Origin of the sequence: Micromonospora sp. NPDC005254 (assembly GCF_042872525.1) — a bacterium.
In the GTDB taxonomy this organism is placed as follows: domain Bacteria; phylum Actinomycetota; class Actinomycetes; order Mycobacteriales; family Micromonosporaceae; genus Micromonospora.
Window position 1 is genome coordinate 561317 of the sequence record NZ_JBIAKM010000005.1, and the last position, 16703, is coordinate 578019.

The window sequence follows — 16703 nt, forward strand, 5'->3', positions numbered from 1 at the left end:
TCGGACATTCGATCACAACGCCCAAGCGGCCGCTCAGTCAGCCGCCGGATCCACCCCGGTCCGTCGAGCATTCACCCGCTCGCGTTGCGGCACCACCGTGTAGCGCGGGTCGCGCGCCGACGCGACGCCACCGTAGAAGATGCCGAACCGGGTGGCCACCGACGCGCCCAGCAACGCGACCCCGGACAACGCGCCCGCCGCGCGGCTGCGCCGGCCGAGCAGCGCCCCGGCCACCCCGGCGACGGTCAGCAGCCGACCGGCGCGCAGCAGCCGACCGGGCCGCCCCGACCGGTAGGGCTCGCTGAGCAACCCCAAGCGGGTCTCCACCCGGTGCGCGCCGTACAGCTCCAGGGCCGCGCCGGCCACCGCCATCCGGCGGGCCGGCCCCGCCTGCGCCGGTGACGCGGCGAGCAGACCCACGCCGGCCCCGCTGGCCAGCGCGCTGCCCGCGAAGATGACCGGCAACTCGGGGTACGCCTCATGCCACGACGGCACCGCCGTGTCGGCGAGCAGCACCCCGGTGTACGTGGCCAGCGCCGGCGCGGTGGCGGCGGCGACGATCCCGGCGGCGTGCCCGACCGGCGGCAGTGCCCGCCCGGCCAACCCGAGCAGCCCGCGGCGGGGCAGCAGGCCGGCGCCCTCGGCGATCGCGGCGACCCCGGCGGCCGGCCCGAACGCGGTGAGGATCCAGGTGCCCACCGACATCGGCGAAGTTGGTTTGGCCACCCGCAGCATGTGGTGGAACCGCTCCGGCCGGCCCAGGTCCCGGATCAGGAAGACGGCGCTGGCGCTGACGGCGCCCAACGCGGTGACCCGGCCGGCGCGGCGCAGCACCGGCCGGCCGGTGAGCTGCCCTCCCGCGGCGAGCAGCGACGAGCCGGCGGCCAGCCCGCCGGTGAACAGGTACGCGGCGATGTCCCACTTCCAGACCGGCGCCTTCAGGATGGGCCGCCCGTAGTACGACGTGAACTCGGCCTCCGGAACCCGCAGCTCCTCGCCGCCGCCCCGGCCGCGCCGCCGGCCCGCCCGCCGGGCCGGGTCGCCGCCGGGCTGCCGTGCGACCGAGTCACCACCGGGCTGCCGTGCGGCCATCTCGTCGCGGGCGTTGATGAACCGGCGGAACCGATCGCCCACCCGGGGGCGCTCTGTGCTCACGAGGATCCTCCGACGACGAACGCGGCGACGGTCGCCGCCGTCATGGCCAGCGCGGCGAGGCCGGCGCGTTTCCACATCGCCGGCAGATCCCGCGTCGTCACCACCGGATCCGGCGGCAACCCGTACACCTCCGGCTCATCCAGCAACAGGAAGAACGCCCCGTCACCACCCACACCGTCGTTCGGATCCTCCCCGTACAGACGCGCCTCCGACACCCCCTGCTCATGCAACGTGTCCACCCGCTGCGCCGCCCGCTCCCGCAACTCGTCCAGGGGCCCGTACTGGATCGACTCCGTCGGACACGCCTGCGCACACGCCGGCGTCATCCCCGCACCCAACCGGTCATAACACAGCGTGCACTTCCACGCCCGACCATCACCCTTACGCTGATCGATCACCCCATACGGACACGCCGAAATGCAGTACCCACACCCATTACAGATGTCCTCCTGCACCACCACCGTCCCGAACTCCGTCCGGAACAACGAACCCGTCGGACACACATCCAAACAAGCCGCATGCGTGCAGTGCTTACACACATCCGACATCATCAACCACCGAAAATCCGACCGCTGCTCCACACCAGTGCCCCGCCCCGGCGGCTGCCCACCCGGCATCCCCAGGAACTGCGGGCCCGCGCCGCCGTTGGCGCCGGTGGGGCCGTCTCGGGTGACGGTGGGGTGTGTGCCGTGCGCGGCGGCCGGGTCGCCGAGCACGTCGACCCGGCCGCCGGGCACCGACTCTCCGTTGGTCGGGGTGCCGGTGGCCATGCGGGCGGCGGCCGACGGTGACCCGGGCGGCAGGCCCGGGTCGGTGCCGGTCGGGCCGCTGGCGCCGGCGGCGACCGCCGCCGACGCCGCGCTGACCGTCGCGCCGGTCGGCGTACCCGCGAACGCGGCACCGCCGTGCCCCGCCGGGCGTGGCTGCTCGATGAAAGCGACGTGCCGCCACGAATTCGCGGTCAACGCCCCGGTGTTGTCGTACGACATACCCAGCAGATCCAGACCACTCTCCGGAACGCCGTTCCACTCCTTGCAGGCCACCTCGCACGCCTTGCACCCGATACACACGCTCGTGTCGGTGAAGAACCCCATCCGCGGCGGCGCGTCCACATAACCGGCGTCCGGCGCCGGATCGAGCGGCCCGTAGAGGCTGTTCGGGTCAGGAGCCATCGCGCCCCTCCACGTCCTGGTCGGTGGTGACGGCCGGCGCGTGTCCGCCCGGTGTGATCCCGGCCCGCCGCTGGTAGTCGGCGACCAGGTCGAGCAACGCCGTCCCGGTGGGCCGGCGGCCCGACCGGACGTCACAGGTACCGATCTTGCTCTCCTGGATGAGGACGTTGGGGTCGAGGGTGATGCCGAACAGGTCGTTGGCCGAGTCGCCGGTGACCAGACCCTCGTAACCGAAGTGGTACGGCAGCCACAGCTGGTGGATGATCCGACCGTCGACCCGCAGCGGCGTGAGTCGATCGGTCACCAGCACCTTCGCCTCGATCACCGCGCGCCCGCTGACCAGGTGCGCCCACCCCAGATGCGCCAACCCGACCTCGGCGGCCAACTCGGGCGACACCTCGACGAACATCTCCGGCTGCAACTCGGCCAGCGGGCGCACCGTGCGGCTCATCCCACCGGCGGTGTGGTGCTCGGTGAGCCGGCTGACCGTGAACACGTACGGGAAGACCTGGCTGTGTTCCTCGGGCGGGCTCGGGTTGACCGAGTTCACCGGATGCGCGTACGACTTGCGGGTCGGGTTGGCCTGCTGCCGGTAGAGCGGGTTGCGCACCGGCGACTCCACCGGCTCGTAGTGCGTTGGCAGCGGCCCGTCCAGCACGCCGCTGGGCGCGTAGAGCCAGCCCTTGCCGTCGCCCTGCATGACGAACGGATCGTCGCCGGCGATCCCCTCCGGCCCGGACGCGCCGGCCGGCGGCCGGTACGACGGAGGCTTGGTCTTCTCGAAGTCCGGCACGTCGTAGCCGGTCCACTCGGCCTTCTCCGCGTCCCACCACACGTAGCGTTTGCGTTCACTCCACGGGTTGCCGTCCGGGTCGGCCGAGGCGCGGTTGTAGAGGATGCGGCGGTTCGCCGGCCAGGCCCAGCCCCACTCGGCGGCCACCCAGTCCTGCTCGTGTCGGGACTTGCGGCGGGCGGCCTGGTTGACGCCGTCGGCGTACACGCCCGTGTAGATCCAGCAGCCGATCGCGGTGGAGCCGTCCGCACGGGCCTCGGCAAAACTGGACAACGGACGGCCGGTCGTCACGTCGTACCCGTTGATCTCCCGCAGGACCGACTCGGCGCTCGGCTCGGCGTGCGGACCGTGCGTGGGGTAGTCCCAGGTGAGGTCGAGCAGCGCACGGTCACGCGGCAGCGTCGAGTCGGCCAGCTTCTCCCGCAGCTTGCGGCCGAGGTGGTAGAAGAACCACAGCTCGGATCGGGCGTCGCCCGGCGGCTCGACGGCCTTCTCCCGCCACTGCAACAACCGCTGCGTCTGGGTGAACGTGCCTTCCTTCTCGACGTGCGAGGCGGCCGGCAGGAAGAACACCTCGGTACGACATTCCTCGGGCACAATCTCGCCGGTGGCCACCTCGGGACCGTTCTGCCAGAAGGTCGCGCTTTCGATCATGAACAGGTCCCGCACGACCAGCCAGTCCAGATTCGCCATGCCCAGGCGCTGCGCCCGGCCGTGCGCCGAGCCCACCGCCGGGTTCTGCCCGAGCAGGAAGTACCCCTTGACCTTCCCATCGATCATGTCCAGCACCTGCTGATAGGTGCCGTGGTCACCGGTCAGTCGGGGCAGGTAGCCGTAGCAGTAGTCGTTCTCCGGCGTCGCCGCGTCACCCCAGTACGCCTTGAGCAGGCTGGCGGCGAACGACTCGGCGTTGCCCCAGAAGCCCTTCTGGCCGGGGTGCCGGATGCTGTCCACCCACTCGCCGAACGTCGGGTGGTCGGCGTGGTGCGGCATCGGCAAATAGCCGGGCAGCAAATTGAACAGGGTCGGGATGTCCGTCGAACCCTGGATGCTGGCGTGACCGCGCAGGGCCATCACCCCCCCGCCCGGGCGGCCCATGTTGCCCAGCAGCAACTGGATGATCGCCCCGGTACGGATGTACTGCACGCCCACACTGTGCTGCGTCCACCCCACCGAGTAGATCAGCATGCCGGTGCGGTCCCGGCCCGAGTTCGCCGTCCACGCCTGCGCCAGTTCGAGGAACTTCTCCTGCGGAATGCCGCAGACCCGCTCCACCATCTCCGGCGTGTAGCGGGAGAAGTGCCGCTTGAGGATCTGGTAAACGCAGCGCGGATGCTGCAACGTCTCGTCCCGCTGCGTCTGCCCGCCCACCGGCGCGCCGTGCGACTCGTGCGCCAACCCCGCGGCGTTGTCGCGCTCCTGGGCGGTGTGTCCGCTGCCGGAGGAGCTCTCGTGACCCTCGTACTGCCAGCTGTCCTGCACGTAGCTGCCGGTCTCCGGGTCGAAGCCGGAGAAGAAGCCGTCGCCGGCCTCGGTGTCGCTGAACTGCTCGCTGACGATCGTCGCCGCGTTGGTGTAGGCGAGCACGTACTCGCGGAAGTCCAGCTCGTTGTCCAGGATGTAGCGCACCACGCCGCCGAGCAGCGCGATGTCGGTGCCCGCCCGGATCGGCAGGTACGCGTCGGAGACCGCGCTCGTACGGGTGAACCGTGGGTCGACATGGAACACCTTCGCCCCACGACGCTTGGCCTCCATCACCCACTGGAAACCCACCGGGTGCGCTTCGGCCATGTTCGAACCCTGGATGACGATGACGTCAGCGTTGGCGATGTCCTGCTGGAAATCCGTCGCACCGCCACGACCGAAGCTGGCCCCCAGACCGGGGACGGTGGCGGAGTGTCAAATACGGGCCTGGTTCTCGATCTGCAGCGCCCCCATCGCGGTGAACAACTTCTTGATGAGGTAGTTCTCCTCGTTGTCCAGCGTCGCCCCGCCCAGACTGGAGATCCCCAACGTCCGGTTGAGCGGCCGGCCCTGCTCGTCGACGTCCTCCCAGGTCTGCTCGCGGGCGGCGAGGATCCGGTCGGCGATCATGTCGAGCGCGGTGTCGAGGTCCAGGTCTTCCCACTGCGTCGAGTACGGCCGCCGGTAGCGGACCGTCGTCTGCCGCAACGGACTGGTCACCAGACTCTTGCTCGCCGAACCCTTCGGACACAACCGACCTCGCGAGATAGGACTGTCCGGATCACCCTCGATCTGCGTGACCTGCCCGTCCTTGACGAACACCCGCTGCCCACACCCCACCGCGCAGTACGGACAGACGGACCGGGCCACGCTCTCGGCGGTCTCGGTGCGGGCGGTCAGGCCAGCCGAGCGCGCGGACTTCGCCGCCGCGCCCCGGCCCAACGGGTCCGTGCCGGTGAGCTGCCGATACACCGGCCAGCCCTCGATGAACGTCCGCAGACCCATCCCCGACACCCCCTCCCACGCGAGCGACCTCACGAACATAAGTCAGATGAGGAGTCTTCGCTAATCGAGAGGGTGGCGTCGCGGCACCGTCACTCGGTGCGCAGGCTCCATCTCAGCGCGGGGATCATCACGGCCGCGGGAACGAGGTGCAGTCCGGCAAGGGCGGTGACGGTGGCGGCGCTGCCCCCGCAGAGCAGGGGCGCGACCAACGAGATCGCGGTCAGCGACACCGCCGTCCACACCCATCGCGCGGCGGGGCGCACGCTCCACCGCAGCAGAGCGGCGGCGATGACGATGCCCACGACCGAGAAGACGCCGGTCACCACGGCGAACCCGGGTGTCGGGATCGTCTCGCCACCAGCGGGGACCGCGAAGTCGACGCCGGCGGCCCGGGCGAGCGCGGCGGCGACGGTGGTGGCCAGCACCGCGACCAGCGTGGCGAGGAGCCCGACACCGGCGAGCCGGCGCAGTCGGTGGGTACGGCTGGTCCGGCCCGACGCCGGGGCCGCGGCGCTCACCTGGCACCGTCCGACGGGAGGCGCTGCGGCAGCCCGAGCCGCGCGAACTGGTCGTCGTGGAAGATGACGATCTCGGCGACCGCCCCGCCGGTGACGCGCAGGACGTCGATGGTCAGCGGCAGGTACGCGCCCTCGGACTCCCGCCACAGGTAGAAGGCGACGGCGGGCTGCCGGTTCACGGCGGTCGAGACGCCGCGTAGGCGTCCCAGGTCGGCGAACCCATCCTGGATCCAGTCGTCCAGCACCGCGTCGCGGCCGACGTGGACGCCGGGAGTGGGCGGCATCGAACAGCGGACGTCGTCGCGCAGCATGGCGGCGAGCGCGTCGATGTCCTTGGCCACGCTCGCGTCGGTGAAGCGGCGCACCAGCTCGCGCGTCCCGGCGTCCTCCTCGCCGCCGGTCCAGTCCTGCCGCTCGGCGGGCAGGTGCTCGCGCATGCCGGCGCGGGCCCGTTGCAGCGCGCTGTTCACCGAGTTGACGGAGTCCCCGAGCAGCTCCGCGACGTCCTTCGCCGGCCAGCCCAGCACGTCCCGCAGGATCAACACGGCCCGGGGGCGCGGCGCGAGGTGCTGGACCGCCACCAGGTACGCCAGCTCGATCGTCTCCCGCGCGACCGCGACGGTCTCCGGCTCGTCCGCGTCTCCCGCCGGCAGCTCGTCGAGCAGCCGGTCCGGGTACGGCTGCAACCACCGCACCTCGCCGCCGGTCGCAGGCTCCGGGCGGCGCCTGGCGAGCAGGTCCAGGCAGGCGTTCGTGGCGATCCGGTACAGCCAGGCCCGGAACGACGACCGCCCCGCGAAGGTCTCCCGCCGCCGCCACGCGCGCAGCAACGTCTCCTGCACGGCGTCCTCGGCATCCTCGAACGACCCCAGCATCCGGTAGCAGTGCACGTGCAGCTCCCGCCGGTGCCGACCCGCCAGCCCTACGAAGGCCGGCTCGTCGACCCCACCCATCTGCTCGTCCGTGTGCGCACTCGTCACGTCATGCTCCCGTCTCGTCGTGTCCCGTCGCAGGTATGACGGGTGCGGGCGCGACAACTCATCACCGGGCCGGACGATCCTCCTAGGTAGGCGGCGACCCGGCCGAGCAGGTTGCGCCCGGACGGGTTGTAGTCCCGGAACCGGCCGAACGTCTCGCGCTCCTGGCTGGAACGGATGAACTGGTCATCGGTCCACTCCTGACCGACCGGCAGGTATCGCCGCGCGTTCGCGAGGCCGTCCAGTTGATGCAACACGTGGTAGGCGATCAGGTACTCACCGAACGTCGCGTGCAGGAGTCGTAGCTGCTGCCGGTGACGAGACTGCTGTTGACGTCCGCCGCGTGGATGAAGAAGAACCGGGCGATCGTACGGATCGCCGGGTCCAGCGGGCGGGACAACCGCTTCCGGTTCCCGGTGTACGCGGCCGACGACAGCAGCATCGGCGCCAGGTCGGCGTCCAGGTCCTGGCCACTGACCGACTGCTGCCCCCGGTTGAACATGGCGAACGCCGCGATTCCGAGTTGCCACAGCTCGCGGTCCGCCTGGGCGGCGGCCTCGTCGCCCTCCAGCGGTCGACCCGCCGGCCGGGGCGCCTTGGTGACCTCACGACTCACGTAGCCGTTGAGCAGCCACTGGTAGAGCTGCCCCTGCGTGACCTGACCGGCGCCGTCCACCGGCGGGTCGTCCGTCGCCCCGAAGATCGCCAGCATGAGCAGGAGCAGCGGCTGACGGGCCAGCTCGCCCATCGACCACACGGCGTCCGCGGCGAGCGGTTTGACCGTCGCGTTGGCGATCGGCTCCCGATTGACCTCGTTCCACATGTCGACCCACGCGCCGACCTGCTCGTGGTCGAAATCGCGCAACTTGACCACCAGCGAGCCGGCCGGGATGTTCGCGATGTTGGCGATGTTGGCGACGACGGTACGGGAGGTCACCACGACGGCGACCGGCGAACCGATCGACGCCTCCTTTCCTGGAACTCCTGCACCTCGTGCAGGAAGCCGGACTCGGTCGCGCCGGTGGCCTGCATCAGTTCGTCCAGACCGTCCAGGAGGACCACTCTGGTGACGTCCTGACTGGCGTCGGACAGCTGACGCCACCGCACACTTTCCGGCGCCCGGATGACCGAGAATCACCAGCGGGCGCTCCGCGCTGCGAGCCGAGGCGAAGTACGCGGCGAGAAAATGATCCAGCCGGTGCCCGTTCCGCTGCTGCTTCCACCACTCCTCCTCCCAGGTACGGGACTGACCGTCGGTGACGGCCCACTGGAAGTGCGGATTTACGTAACCCGATTCGGTGGTCGGCATCCGCAGGCCCGACATCTGATCCATCTCGGTGACCTGGGCGATCGGCTCCGACAGGAGATGGCGGTTACGCCGCGCCATGATCGTCCGGTCGGGTCCGTGCTGCCTGTTCGCCAGGTACGGCAGGTCGTTGAGGAGCTGCTCCATGAGCGCGAGCGACCGTTGCTGGAACTGCACGGACGTGCGGTGCGCGGCCTCCTGGGTCGCCGCCACGAACCCGATCTGGTCCAGCAACGCCCACATGCCGAATTCCGGCACGTCGGCGGCCAGTCGACGGTAGTCGTCGCGGTAGGTTCTGATCGCGCTGTCGACGATGCGCGCCTGGATCAAATGCCCGAACTGGTAGCCCAGGTCAACCTCGATCTTCTCCCAGGCGGCGAGGCCCCGGAAGAAACCCAGACAGCGCTCCGTCATCGACTCGTAGAACGGGATCACCGAGGCCATCAGGTTGGCCTCGAACCCACAGCCCGCCCACGGCAGCGGCAGTTCCACCCCCAGCAGGTACGAAACGATGGTGTCGTGCGTGACAGCGCCCCCGCCGGGAACCATCTTCTGTTTCTCGACCTCGGTGAGACGGAGGCTCGAGTACCCCTTGCCCACCACCTCGTTCAGGGCAGTGAAGAACGCGCCCGCCACCACCGCGGTGTGCGCGGCCGCGATCAATTCGTGCCGTTCCCGACCCTTCGCGCCGAAGGGTACGGTCACGGAAACGCTCGACGGCCATCGTGATCTGCTGGACCAGCTCGTTCTTCTGGTCGATCCATCCCCACGCGGCGCTGATCGCCGGCAACAGGGCGCCAGCGCCGCCGCTGCCGAGAGCCGCCAATCCCAGCAGGCTGCCGAGCTTCTCACTCCACCCCGCGTCGTGCTTGCCGAGAATTCGGCGGGCGGTTTCGAACGACATTGACGAACCGCTCACCGCGAGTCCCTTCAGATGACACCGGGAAGCGGCCACCCTAGCCCTGAAGAACCGGGCGAGCTGTCGGTTATCCGGCAGCTCTCCTCAACCACGCCGGGACGTGCGCGCAGGCCGAGGAAGGTCGCTTGAGCGACACCGGGACCGGCGGGCGTTACCCTGACAGCATGCAGGCCGTCTCGCCCACCGCGACCGGCGTGGTCTTCCTGGCCCGCCCGGGTCGTCCGGCCGTGGTGGCGCGCACCCTCACCGAGCTCACCGGCCCCACCCACGGCGTCGTCGAGCTGCCGGTGCGGCTGATGTGGAACGCCGAGCGCACCTTCGACCTCGGCGACCCCGACCAGCTGCTCTGGATGTACGAGAACGTGCTGCGCGAGACCGCCAGCGCCGACGACCTGCGCATCCTGATCAACGGCCGGACACTGCGCCGGGTGTGGCGGTTGCTCAACCTGCCCCGGGGCGTCCGCCTCGCCTGGGAGAGCCGGCACCGCGGCCTGCGCGCGGCGTGATCGCACCACATCTGCACGAGTTCTACCGGGAGGTGGCCCGGGTGGCGCTGACCGCCGCCGGGCCGTACCGGTTCGTGCTGGGTGGCGGGGTGGCCTGGGCCGCGCACGGCCTGGTCGCCCGGCCGACCGAGGACGTGGACCTCTTCGCCGACGTCGAGGGTGCTGCCGCGGCGGCCACCGCCGGGGTGCGCGTGGCGCTGGAGCGGGCCGGGTTCACCGTCACAGACGCCGACCCGGACAGCGAGCTCGCCGATCTGTTCGACGGGTACGGCCAGGACATGAAGGACTTCGTCGTGAGCCGCGACGGGCGGCAGATCCGGCTCAGCCTGGCCCGGCTGGACCGGCAGCAGAGCCCGGTGGTGATGGACCTCGGCCCGGTGATGGACGTGCGCGACCTGGTCGCCAACAAGATCGCGGCGTTGGTCAACCGGCGGGAGGTCCGAGACTTCATCGACGTGGCGGCGGCCCTGGAGCACTACGACGTGACGCAACTGCTGATGCTCGCCCGGCAGGTCGACCCCGCGCTGGACCCGGCCGACGTACGGGCCGCCGGGCGTTACCTGGACCGGCTGTCCGACAAGCGTTTCGGCCGCTACGGCCTGGACGCCGACGACGTCGCCCGGGTGCGCCACCGCTTCACCACCTGGCCCCGCTGACGCCACCGCCCGCGAACCCGTACTTCTTCTTCCTCGCACCGTGCGGGCGGCTCCCCCGCGACCTCGTCGAGAGCGCCCTACCCTGCGACGGCCTGCGAAAACCGGGGCTGGCGTGGCGCAAGTGACAGGCGCTGGCTATGGTGCGCGAGGCGCTCACGAGGCGCGTCCACCCCCATGGAAAGGCACGTCATGACCTCTGGATCCGGTCCGTCGCGTCGCCAGGTGCTCGCCGTCGCCGCCGCGGCGGCGACCGCCCCGCTGATCGCCGCCGCCCCCGCGCAGGCGGCGGGCGCGACCCGGTCGCGCACCTGGGACCTCACGCTGCTCGGCACGTCGGACACCCACGGCAACGTCTACAACTGGGACTACTACCGCGACGCCGAGTACGACGACAGCAAGCACAACGACATCGGTGTCGCGAAGCTGGCGACCCTGATCAACCAGATCCGCGCCGAGCGGCGCGGCAAGGCCACCCTGGTCCTCGACGCCGGCGACACCATCCAGGGCACCCCCCTCGCCACGTACTACGCCAAGCAGGAGCCGATCACCGCCACCGGCGAGAAGCACCCGATGGCCCGGGCCATGAACGTCATCGACTACGACGCCGTGACGCTGGGCAACCACGAGTTCAACTACGGCCTGCCGTTGCTGGACCTGTGGATCCGCCAGCTCGGCTTCCCGGCGCTCGCCGCGAACGCGATCAACGCGAAGACCGGCAAGCCCGCCTTCCTGCCGTACGTCATCAAGAAGGTCTCCCTCGGCTTCGCGGCGCCGACCCTGCGGGTCGGCATCCTCGGCCTGACCAACCCCGGCGTGGCCATCTGGGACAAGGGCAACGTCGAGGGCAGGCTGCGCTTCGACGACATGGTGGCGACCGCCGCGAAGTGGGTGCCGATCATGCGGGCCCGCGGCGCGGACCTCGTGCTGATCTCCGCCCACGGCGGCGACAGCGGCACCTCCAGCTACGGCCCGGAGCTGCCGAACGAGAACCCGGTGGCGCTCATCGCCCAGCAGGTGCCGGGGATCGACGCGATCCTCTTCGGGCACGCCCACAACGAGGTGGTCGAGCGGTTCGTCACCAACGAGCGGACCGGCGCGCAGGTGCTGCTCTCCGAGCCGTCGAAGTGGGGCCAGCGGCTCACCCGGATGGACTTCACCCTCGCCCGTGAGCATGGCCGCTGGACGATCACCAAGAAGGCCGCCACCATGCTGAACACCAACACGGTGGCCGAGGACCCGAAGGTGCTCGCCGCCGTGCGGGCCCAACACCAGAAGACCATCGCGTACGTGAACCAGGTGGTGGCCCAGGCAACCGTGGAGATGTCCACGGTGGAGTCCCGGTACAAGGACACCCCCATCCTGGATTTCATCAACCACGTCCAGGCCGAGACCGTCACGAAGGCGCTGGCCGGCACGCAGTACGCCAGCCTGCCGGTGCTGTCGCAGGCCTCGCCGTTCAGCCGTACCGCGGTCTTCCCCGCCGGCGACGTCAAGATCCGTGACGTGGCCGGGTTGTACGTGTTCGACAACACGCTCGAAGCGGTCGTGCTCAGCGGTGCCGAGGTGCGCGCGTACCTGGAGTACTCGGCGAAGTACTTCCGGACCCTCGCCCCGGGCGCACCGGTCGACCCGGAGCAGATCAACGACCCGTCGGTGCCGGACTACAACTACGACGCGCTCTCCGGCCTGGACTACGACATCGACATCTCCAAGCCGGTCGGCCAGCGGATCACCCGGCTGGTGCTGCCCGGCACCGACACCCCGGTGGCGGACGACGCGCAGTTCGTGATGGCGGTGAACAACTACCGGCGCAGCGGCGGCGGCAACTTCCCCGGCATCGTGAAGACCCAGGTCTACAACGCGCAGCAGGAGATCCGCCAGCTGCTCATCGACTGGGCGCAGGCCAAGGGGACGATCAACCCGGCCGACTTCTTCCAGCCCAACTGGCGACTGGTACGCGAGGGCGTGCCGGTCTTCTGATCGCAGAACGTCGGCGGGCCGTGGGTGGCGACACCCCGGCCCGCCTGCTCGTCTCTCAGCCCTGCCCGTTCCAGTCTCAGCCCTGCACGTTCCAGCGGATCGGGTCCTCGGCCTTCTCCGGCCGGTCCCGCCCGGGATCGGTCTCGGTCAGCGCGACCCGCTCGTCCGGGCGAACGGCGGGCGGCAACTCCCCGAACCGGATGTGGCGCAGGAACGCGTACTCGTCCTCGGTGAACGGTTGCTCGGCCATCGGCACCCCCTCCTGCCCTGCCATTGTCTGACGGCGGGCGGCCCACAGCACCGGTCTGTCGGTTGACAGTCCCCTCGACCGTCGGGTGCGGCCCGACACACCCTGTACGGCATCCTAGGATCCTGGGTGTATGGCCTGAGGCAACGCGCCGTCGGCAGGGGCGGTCGGCAGGGACGGTCGAGCGGGCTGGCGCAGGCGAGGCGGGCCGGCGGGCCTGCGGACCGCCGGGCTGTTGCTCAGGGGTGGATGCTGGCGGCCGGCCGGCGCGGGGCGGGCAGCCGGTCCAACACCGCGAGCGCCGCCCGGACCGGTCGACGTCGCAGCATGTCGTCGAAACTCGCCCGACCCTGACAGAAACGGACGAACATCCGCCAACCCGGCGGGGTCGCCAACAGAGCGTGGAAGACCTCCGGGCGGCGGGTGAACAGGTCGAGCAGCCGGAACCCCGCCCGCATCTCCGGCGTCAGGCCCTCGGTGACCGCCCGCTCGTACCCGGCCAGATCACCGTCGGCGACCGCCGCGCCGGCCATCTCCCCCGAGCGCAACGCGAAGCTGATGCCCTCGCGGCTCCACGGCTCCAACAGCCCGGCGGCATCCCCCGCCACCAACACACGGCCGTTGCGCAATGGGGAGTCCTCCGCACGGCAACGGGTCAGGTGACCCGAGTCGTGCTCCGCCGGCAGCCCGGTCAGGCCCAACCGGTCGACGAACTCCCGCAGGTAGGCGCGCGTCCCCTCCCCCGCCCCCCGGCCCGCGATCACACCGACGGTCAACCGGTCGCCCTTCGGGAACACCCAGGCGTACGAGCCCGGCATCGCCCCCCAGTCCAGCAGCAGTCGCCCGCGCCAGCGCTCCTGCTCGGCGGGCGGCACCGGCACCTCCAACTCCAGCCCCAGGTCCACCTGCCGGTAGCGCACACCCACGTGTCGGGCCGTCACCCCCGAGGAACCGTCCGCACCGATCACCGTGCGGGCCGTGAGCGTCGTACCGTCGGCCAGCCGCAGGCGTACCCCCTCGGGGTCCTGCTCGATCGCGCGGACCGCGACCTGCTCCCGCATCTGCGCGCCGGCAGCGACCGCCGCCGCGCGCAGCCGGTCGTCGAACTCCTCGCGGCGCACCATGGTCACCACCGGACTGCCGTTGCGGCGGGTGAACTCCCGCCGGCCGTCGCGGGTGAACGTCACCCGGTCCACCCGGTCGTGCGCCGGCACCTCGATGCGGCCGCGCACGGCCGCCAGCGACGTGCCGATCAGGCCACCGCCACACGTCTTGTACCGCGGGTGCGCGGCCCGCTCGACAACCAGCGTACGAACGCCGGCGCGGGCCGCGGCGTGTGCCGCGGAGAGCCCGGCGGGGCCGGCGCCGACGACGACGAGATCCCAGACGATCACGGTTGCAGCCTAGGGCACCCTCCGCTGCGCGGCCCGGGCACGGCGAGCTGCCAAACGCCCGATCGGGTGGGCATCTTCGGTCAGGCAGGGGGTAACCGACGTGACGCGACCGTCCGCGCGGGAGCGGACGAGCAGAGGAGGAGATCATGCAGCGGGTTCAGCTGTCGGAGATCGAGCAGCGCGTGTACCAGGCGGTCACCGCCCTCGAAGCACGTGGCCAGGTCCCCTATCCGGACCTGATCGCCGAAGGATCCGGTCTGACCGAGGAGCAGGTGCACACCCCACTGCACGAACTCACCCAGAAGGGCCTGCTGCACCGCGAGGACTCGCCGATGGCCGGCCTCGACTTCGGCCCCCGATTCTGCGCCCGTCAGATGGCGTGACCCCCGACGGTTGGCCCCCGCCTGCCGGGGTAGCGGTCAGGGATGCATGATCGACCGTCAACGGGGGGCAGCATGAGCGCGGCGCACGAGCCGCAGCCGGTCGACGCGGCCGAGAACCGCCGACGCTGGCAGGCCGTCGGTGTCGGGCTGGTCGCCGCGTTCATGACGCTGCTCGACGTGAGCATCGTCAACGTCGCGGTGCCGTCCATCGACCGCGCGCTGCACGCCTCCCCGAGCGACCTGCAGTGGGTCCTCTCCGGGTACGCGCTGACCTTCGGGCTGGTGCTCGTACCGGCCGGCCGCTTCGGTGACTTCCGCGGGCGGCGCAACGCGTTCGTCTTCGGCATCGCGCTGTTCACCCTGACCAGCGCGCTCGCCGGCCTGGCCACGTCCCCCACCTGGCTGGTCGCCGCCCGGCTGCTCCAGGGCGCCGCCGCCGGCATCATCAACCCGCAGGTGATCGGGTTGATCCAACAGCTGTTCCGCGGGCCGGAACGAGCCCGTCCGTTCGGTCTGCTCGGCGCGACCATCGGCATCTCCACCGCCGTCGGGCCGCTGCTCGGCGGGCTGCTCATCGCCCTGGGCGGCGAGGAGCACGGCTGGCGGTGGGTCTTCTTCGTCAACGTGCCGGTCGGCATCGTCGCGGTGATCCTCGGGTGGCGGCTGCTGCCCGGTCGACCCGCCGGGCAGCCCGGCCGACGCCGACTCGACCCGGTCGGTGTGCTGCTGCTCGGCGTCGGCGTGGTGCTGATCCTGCTGCCACTCGTACAGGAGCAGCAGTGGCGTACGCCGTGGAAGTGGGCGCTCATCCCGGCCGGCCTGGCGGTGCTGGTCGCCTTCGGGCTGTGGGAACGGTGGTACGCGCGGCACCGCGAACCCCTGTTCAACCTGCGGCTGTTCACCTTCCAGTCGTACACACTCGGATCGCTCATCGCGCTGGTCTACTTCGGTGGGTTCACCGCGATCTTCTTCATCTTCACCCTGTTCCTGCAGAACGGGCTCGGCTACAGCGCGCTCGTCGCCGGTCTCGCCATCACCCCGTTCGCGCTCGGGTCCGCCGCCGCGTCCGCGCTGGGGGGACGCATCGTCAACCGCTTCGGCCGTCCCCTGGTCGCCATCGGACTGCTCGGCGTGGTGGTCGGCCTGGCCGCCACGGTGCTCGCACTGCGCCTCGCGCCCGACGCCCCGGCGCCCTGGGTCACCGCCGCGCCGCTGCTCGTCGCCGGTATCGGCAGCGGACTGGTCATCGCCCCCAACCAGACACTCACCCTCGCCCAGGTGCCCGTTCCCCAGGCAGGCAGCGGGGCCGGCATGCTCCAGACCGGCCAGCGGATCGGGGCGGCGGCCGGCATCGCCGCCGTCGGCTCGATGTTCTTCTCCTCGCTCACCGACAGTCGCGGCAACTGGACGTCGGCCTTCGAGAAATCGCTACTGCTCGCCACGGGGATCATCGCGCTCGCGCTGGTCGCCGCGCTGATCGACATCCTCCGCGGGCACCACGACTGAAAATCCCGGGAGCACGCGCGCCGCGCAGGTCGACACGCCGCCCGGGTCGAGGCGCCGCATGCCGCTTGGGTTCATGCGTCGCCCAGGTCGGCATGCCGGTTGGATCGATGTGCCACACAGACCGGCATTTCGGTCGGGCCCACGCGCCGCCCAGGTCGGCATGCCGATCGGCGGTCAGTCACGGGCCGGGCATACCAACGGCCGGCACCTGACCGGCCGCCCGATGTCCGCCGCCCGCCGCCCGTCGGCGGTCGGCGGTCGGCGGTCGGGCGTCGGGCGTCGGGCGTCGGGCGTCGGGCGTCGGGCGAGATCTTGGACAGTTTCCGTTAGGGCCGAACGGAAACTGTCCAAGATTCACCGTCACGCGGGCCGACGATGCCGTTCGGCGGGCTGCGCCCGTGGATGTGAGGGGTCGGCCGGTCACTCGGCGGGGCTGGCTACGCCGCTGGCCGGCACCCGGCTCGGCGTGGTGGCCAGGTCAGTGGGCGGGGGCTGGATATGCCGATGGCCGGCACCCGGGTTCGGGTGCCGGCCAGTCGGTCGGATGGTGCGGTGGGTCAGCTGTTCCAGTGCTGGCCAACCAGGTCGGTGGCCTGCTGCTCCCACTGGGCGTAGGCGTCCGGGTAGGCGGAGACCTGCACGGTCTGCGCAGCCTGGGTCAGCGGCATGTCCTGCCAGCCGTCGACCTGCTTGAGGCCCTTGAGGAACGCGGTGGTGGAGTA

Annotated in this window: 13 protein-coding genes and 1 pseudogene; 5 read left to right on the plus strand and 9 right to left on the minus strand. The window is 70.9% G+C overall.

Annotated elements, in window-relative coordinates:
- Positions 1-33: 33 nt before the first annotated feature.
- The 7 genes and pseudogenes from nrfD to ACFYPR_RS19125 form a co-directional block, all read right to left on the minus strand.
- The gene (nrfD, locus tag ACFYPR_RS19095) at positions 34-1155 is read right to left on the minus strand and encodes an NrfD/PsrC family molybdoenzyme membrane anchor subunit (protein WP_387261207.1); all 1122 of its coding nucleotides are present in this window, start codon (positions 1153-1155) and stop codon (positions 34-36) included.
- Positions 1152-2327 carry a 4Fe-4S dicluster domain-containing protein gene (locus ACFYPR_RS19100; protein WP_387261210.1) on the minus strand — a complete coding sequence of 392 codons (1176 nt, stop codon included), beginning with the start codon at positions 2325-2327 and terminating at the stop codon, positions 1152-1154. Before ACFYPR_RS19100 ends, nrfD begins: the two co-directional genes overlap by 4 nt.
- Positions 2317-5589, minus strand: coding sequence for a formate dehydrogenase (fdh, locus tag ACFYPR_RS19105; RefSeq protein WP_387261213.1), 3273 nt, complete (start codon positions 5587-5589; stop codon positions 2317-2319). The genes ACFYPR_RS19100 and fdh overlap by 11 nt, the downstream gene beginning before the upstream one ends.
- An 89-nt stretch (positions 5590-5678) precedes the next feature.
- Positions 5679-6107, minus strand: coding sequence for a DUF6069 family protein (locus ACFYPR_RS19110; RefSeq protein WP_387261216.1), 429 nt, complete (start codon positions 6105-6107; stop codon positions 5679-5681).
- The gene (locus ACFYPR_RS19115) at positions 6104-7087 is read right to left on the minus strand and encodes an RNA polymerase subunit sigma-70 (protein ID WP_387261219.1); all 984 of its coding nucleotides are present in this window, start codon (positions 7085-7087) and stop codon (positions 6104-6106) included. The genes ACFYPR_RS19110 and ACFYPR_RS19115 overlap by 4 nt, the downstream gene beginning before the upstream one ends.
- Complete coding sequence (locus ACFYPR_RS19120) at positions 7084-7341, minus strand: hypothetical protein (protein WP_387261222.1); 258 nt, start codon at positions 7339-7341, stop codon at positions 7084-7086. The genes ACFYPR_RS19115 and ACFYPR_RS19120 overlap by 4 nt, the downstream gene beginning before the upstream one ends.
- Positions 7342-7352: 11 nt before the next feature.
- Positions 7353-9294 (minus strand): annotated as a pseudogene (locus tag ACFYPR_RS19125) (hypothetical protein).
- A 179-nt stretch (positions 9295-9473) separates the two neighbouring features.
- Between ACFYPR_RS19125 and ACFYPR_RS19130 the strand changes: the two are divergent.
- From ACFYPR_RS19130 to ACFYPR_RS19140, 3 genes are all read left to right on the plus strand, one after another.
- Complete coding sequence (locus ACFYPR_RS19130; RefSeq protein WP_387261225.1) at positions 9474-9815, plus strand: hypothetical protein; 342 nt, start codon at positions 9474-9476, stop codon at positions 9813-9815.
- Complete coding sequence (locus ACFYPR_RS19135; RefSeq protein WP_354862427.1) at positions 9812-10471, plus strand: nucleotidyl transferase AbiEii/AbiGii toxin family protein; 660 nt, start codon at positions 9812-9814, stop codon at positions 10469-10471. The genes ACFYPR_RS19130 and ACFYPR_RS19135 overlap by 4 nt, the downstream gene beginning before the upstream one ends.
- A gap of 189 nt (positions 10472-10660) precedes the next feature.
- Complete coding sequence (locus tag ACFYPR_RS19140) at positions 10661-12451, plus strand: 5'-nucleotidase C-terminal domain-containing protein (RefSeq protein WP_355139996.1); 1791 nt, start codon at positions 10661-10663, stop codon at positions 12449-12451.
- A gap of 76 nt (positions 12452-12527) precedes the next feature.
- Here the strand turns inward: ACFYPR_RS19140 and ACFYPR_RS19145 are convergent, their stop codons facing one another.
- Complete coding sequence (locus ACFYPR_RS19145; RefSeq protein WP_234591432.1) at positions 12528-12701, minus strand: hypothetical protein; 174 nt, start codon at positions 12699-12701, stop codon at positions 12528-12530.
- A gap of 236 nt (positions 12702-12937) precedes the next feature.
- Positions 12938-14092 carry a geranylgeranyl reductase family protein gene (locus tag ACFYPR_RS19150; RefSeq protein ID WP_387261227.1) on the minus strand — a complete coding sequence of 385 codons (1155 nt, stop codon included), beginning with the start codon at positions 14090-14092 and terminating at the stop codon, positions 12938-12940.
- A gap of 146 nt (positions 14093-14238) precedes the next feature.
- Here ACFYPR_RS19150 and ACFYPR_RS19155 point away from each other — a divergent pair, with 146 nt between their 5' ends.
- The gene (locus tag ACFYPR_RS19155) at positions 14239-14475 is read left to right on the plus strand and encodes a hypothetical protein (RefSeq protein ID WP_354862434.1); all 237 of its coding nucleotides are present in this window, start codon (positions 14239-14241) and stop codon (positions 14473-14475) included.
- 42 nt (positions 14476-14517) lie between these two features.
- Positions 14518-15981, plus strand: a complete 1464-nt coding sequence (locus tag ACFYPR_RS19160; protein WP_387261229.1) for an MFS transporter — start codon at positions 14518-14520, stop codon at positions 15979-15981.
- Positions 15982-16703 lie beyond the last annotated feature (722 nt).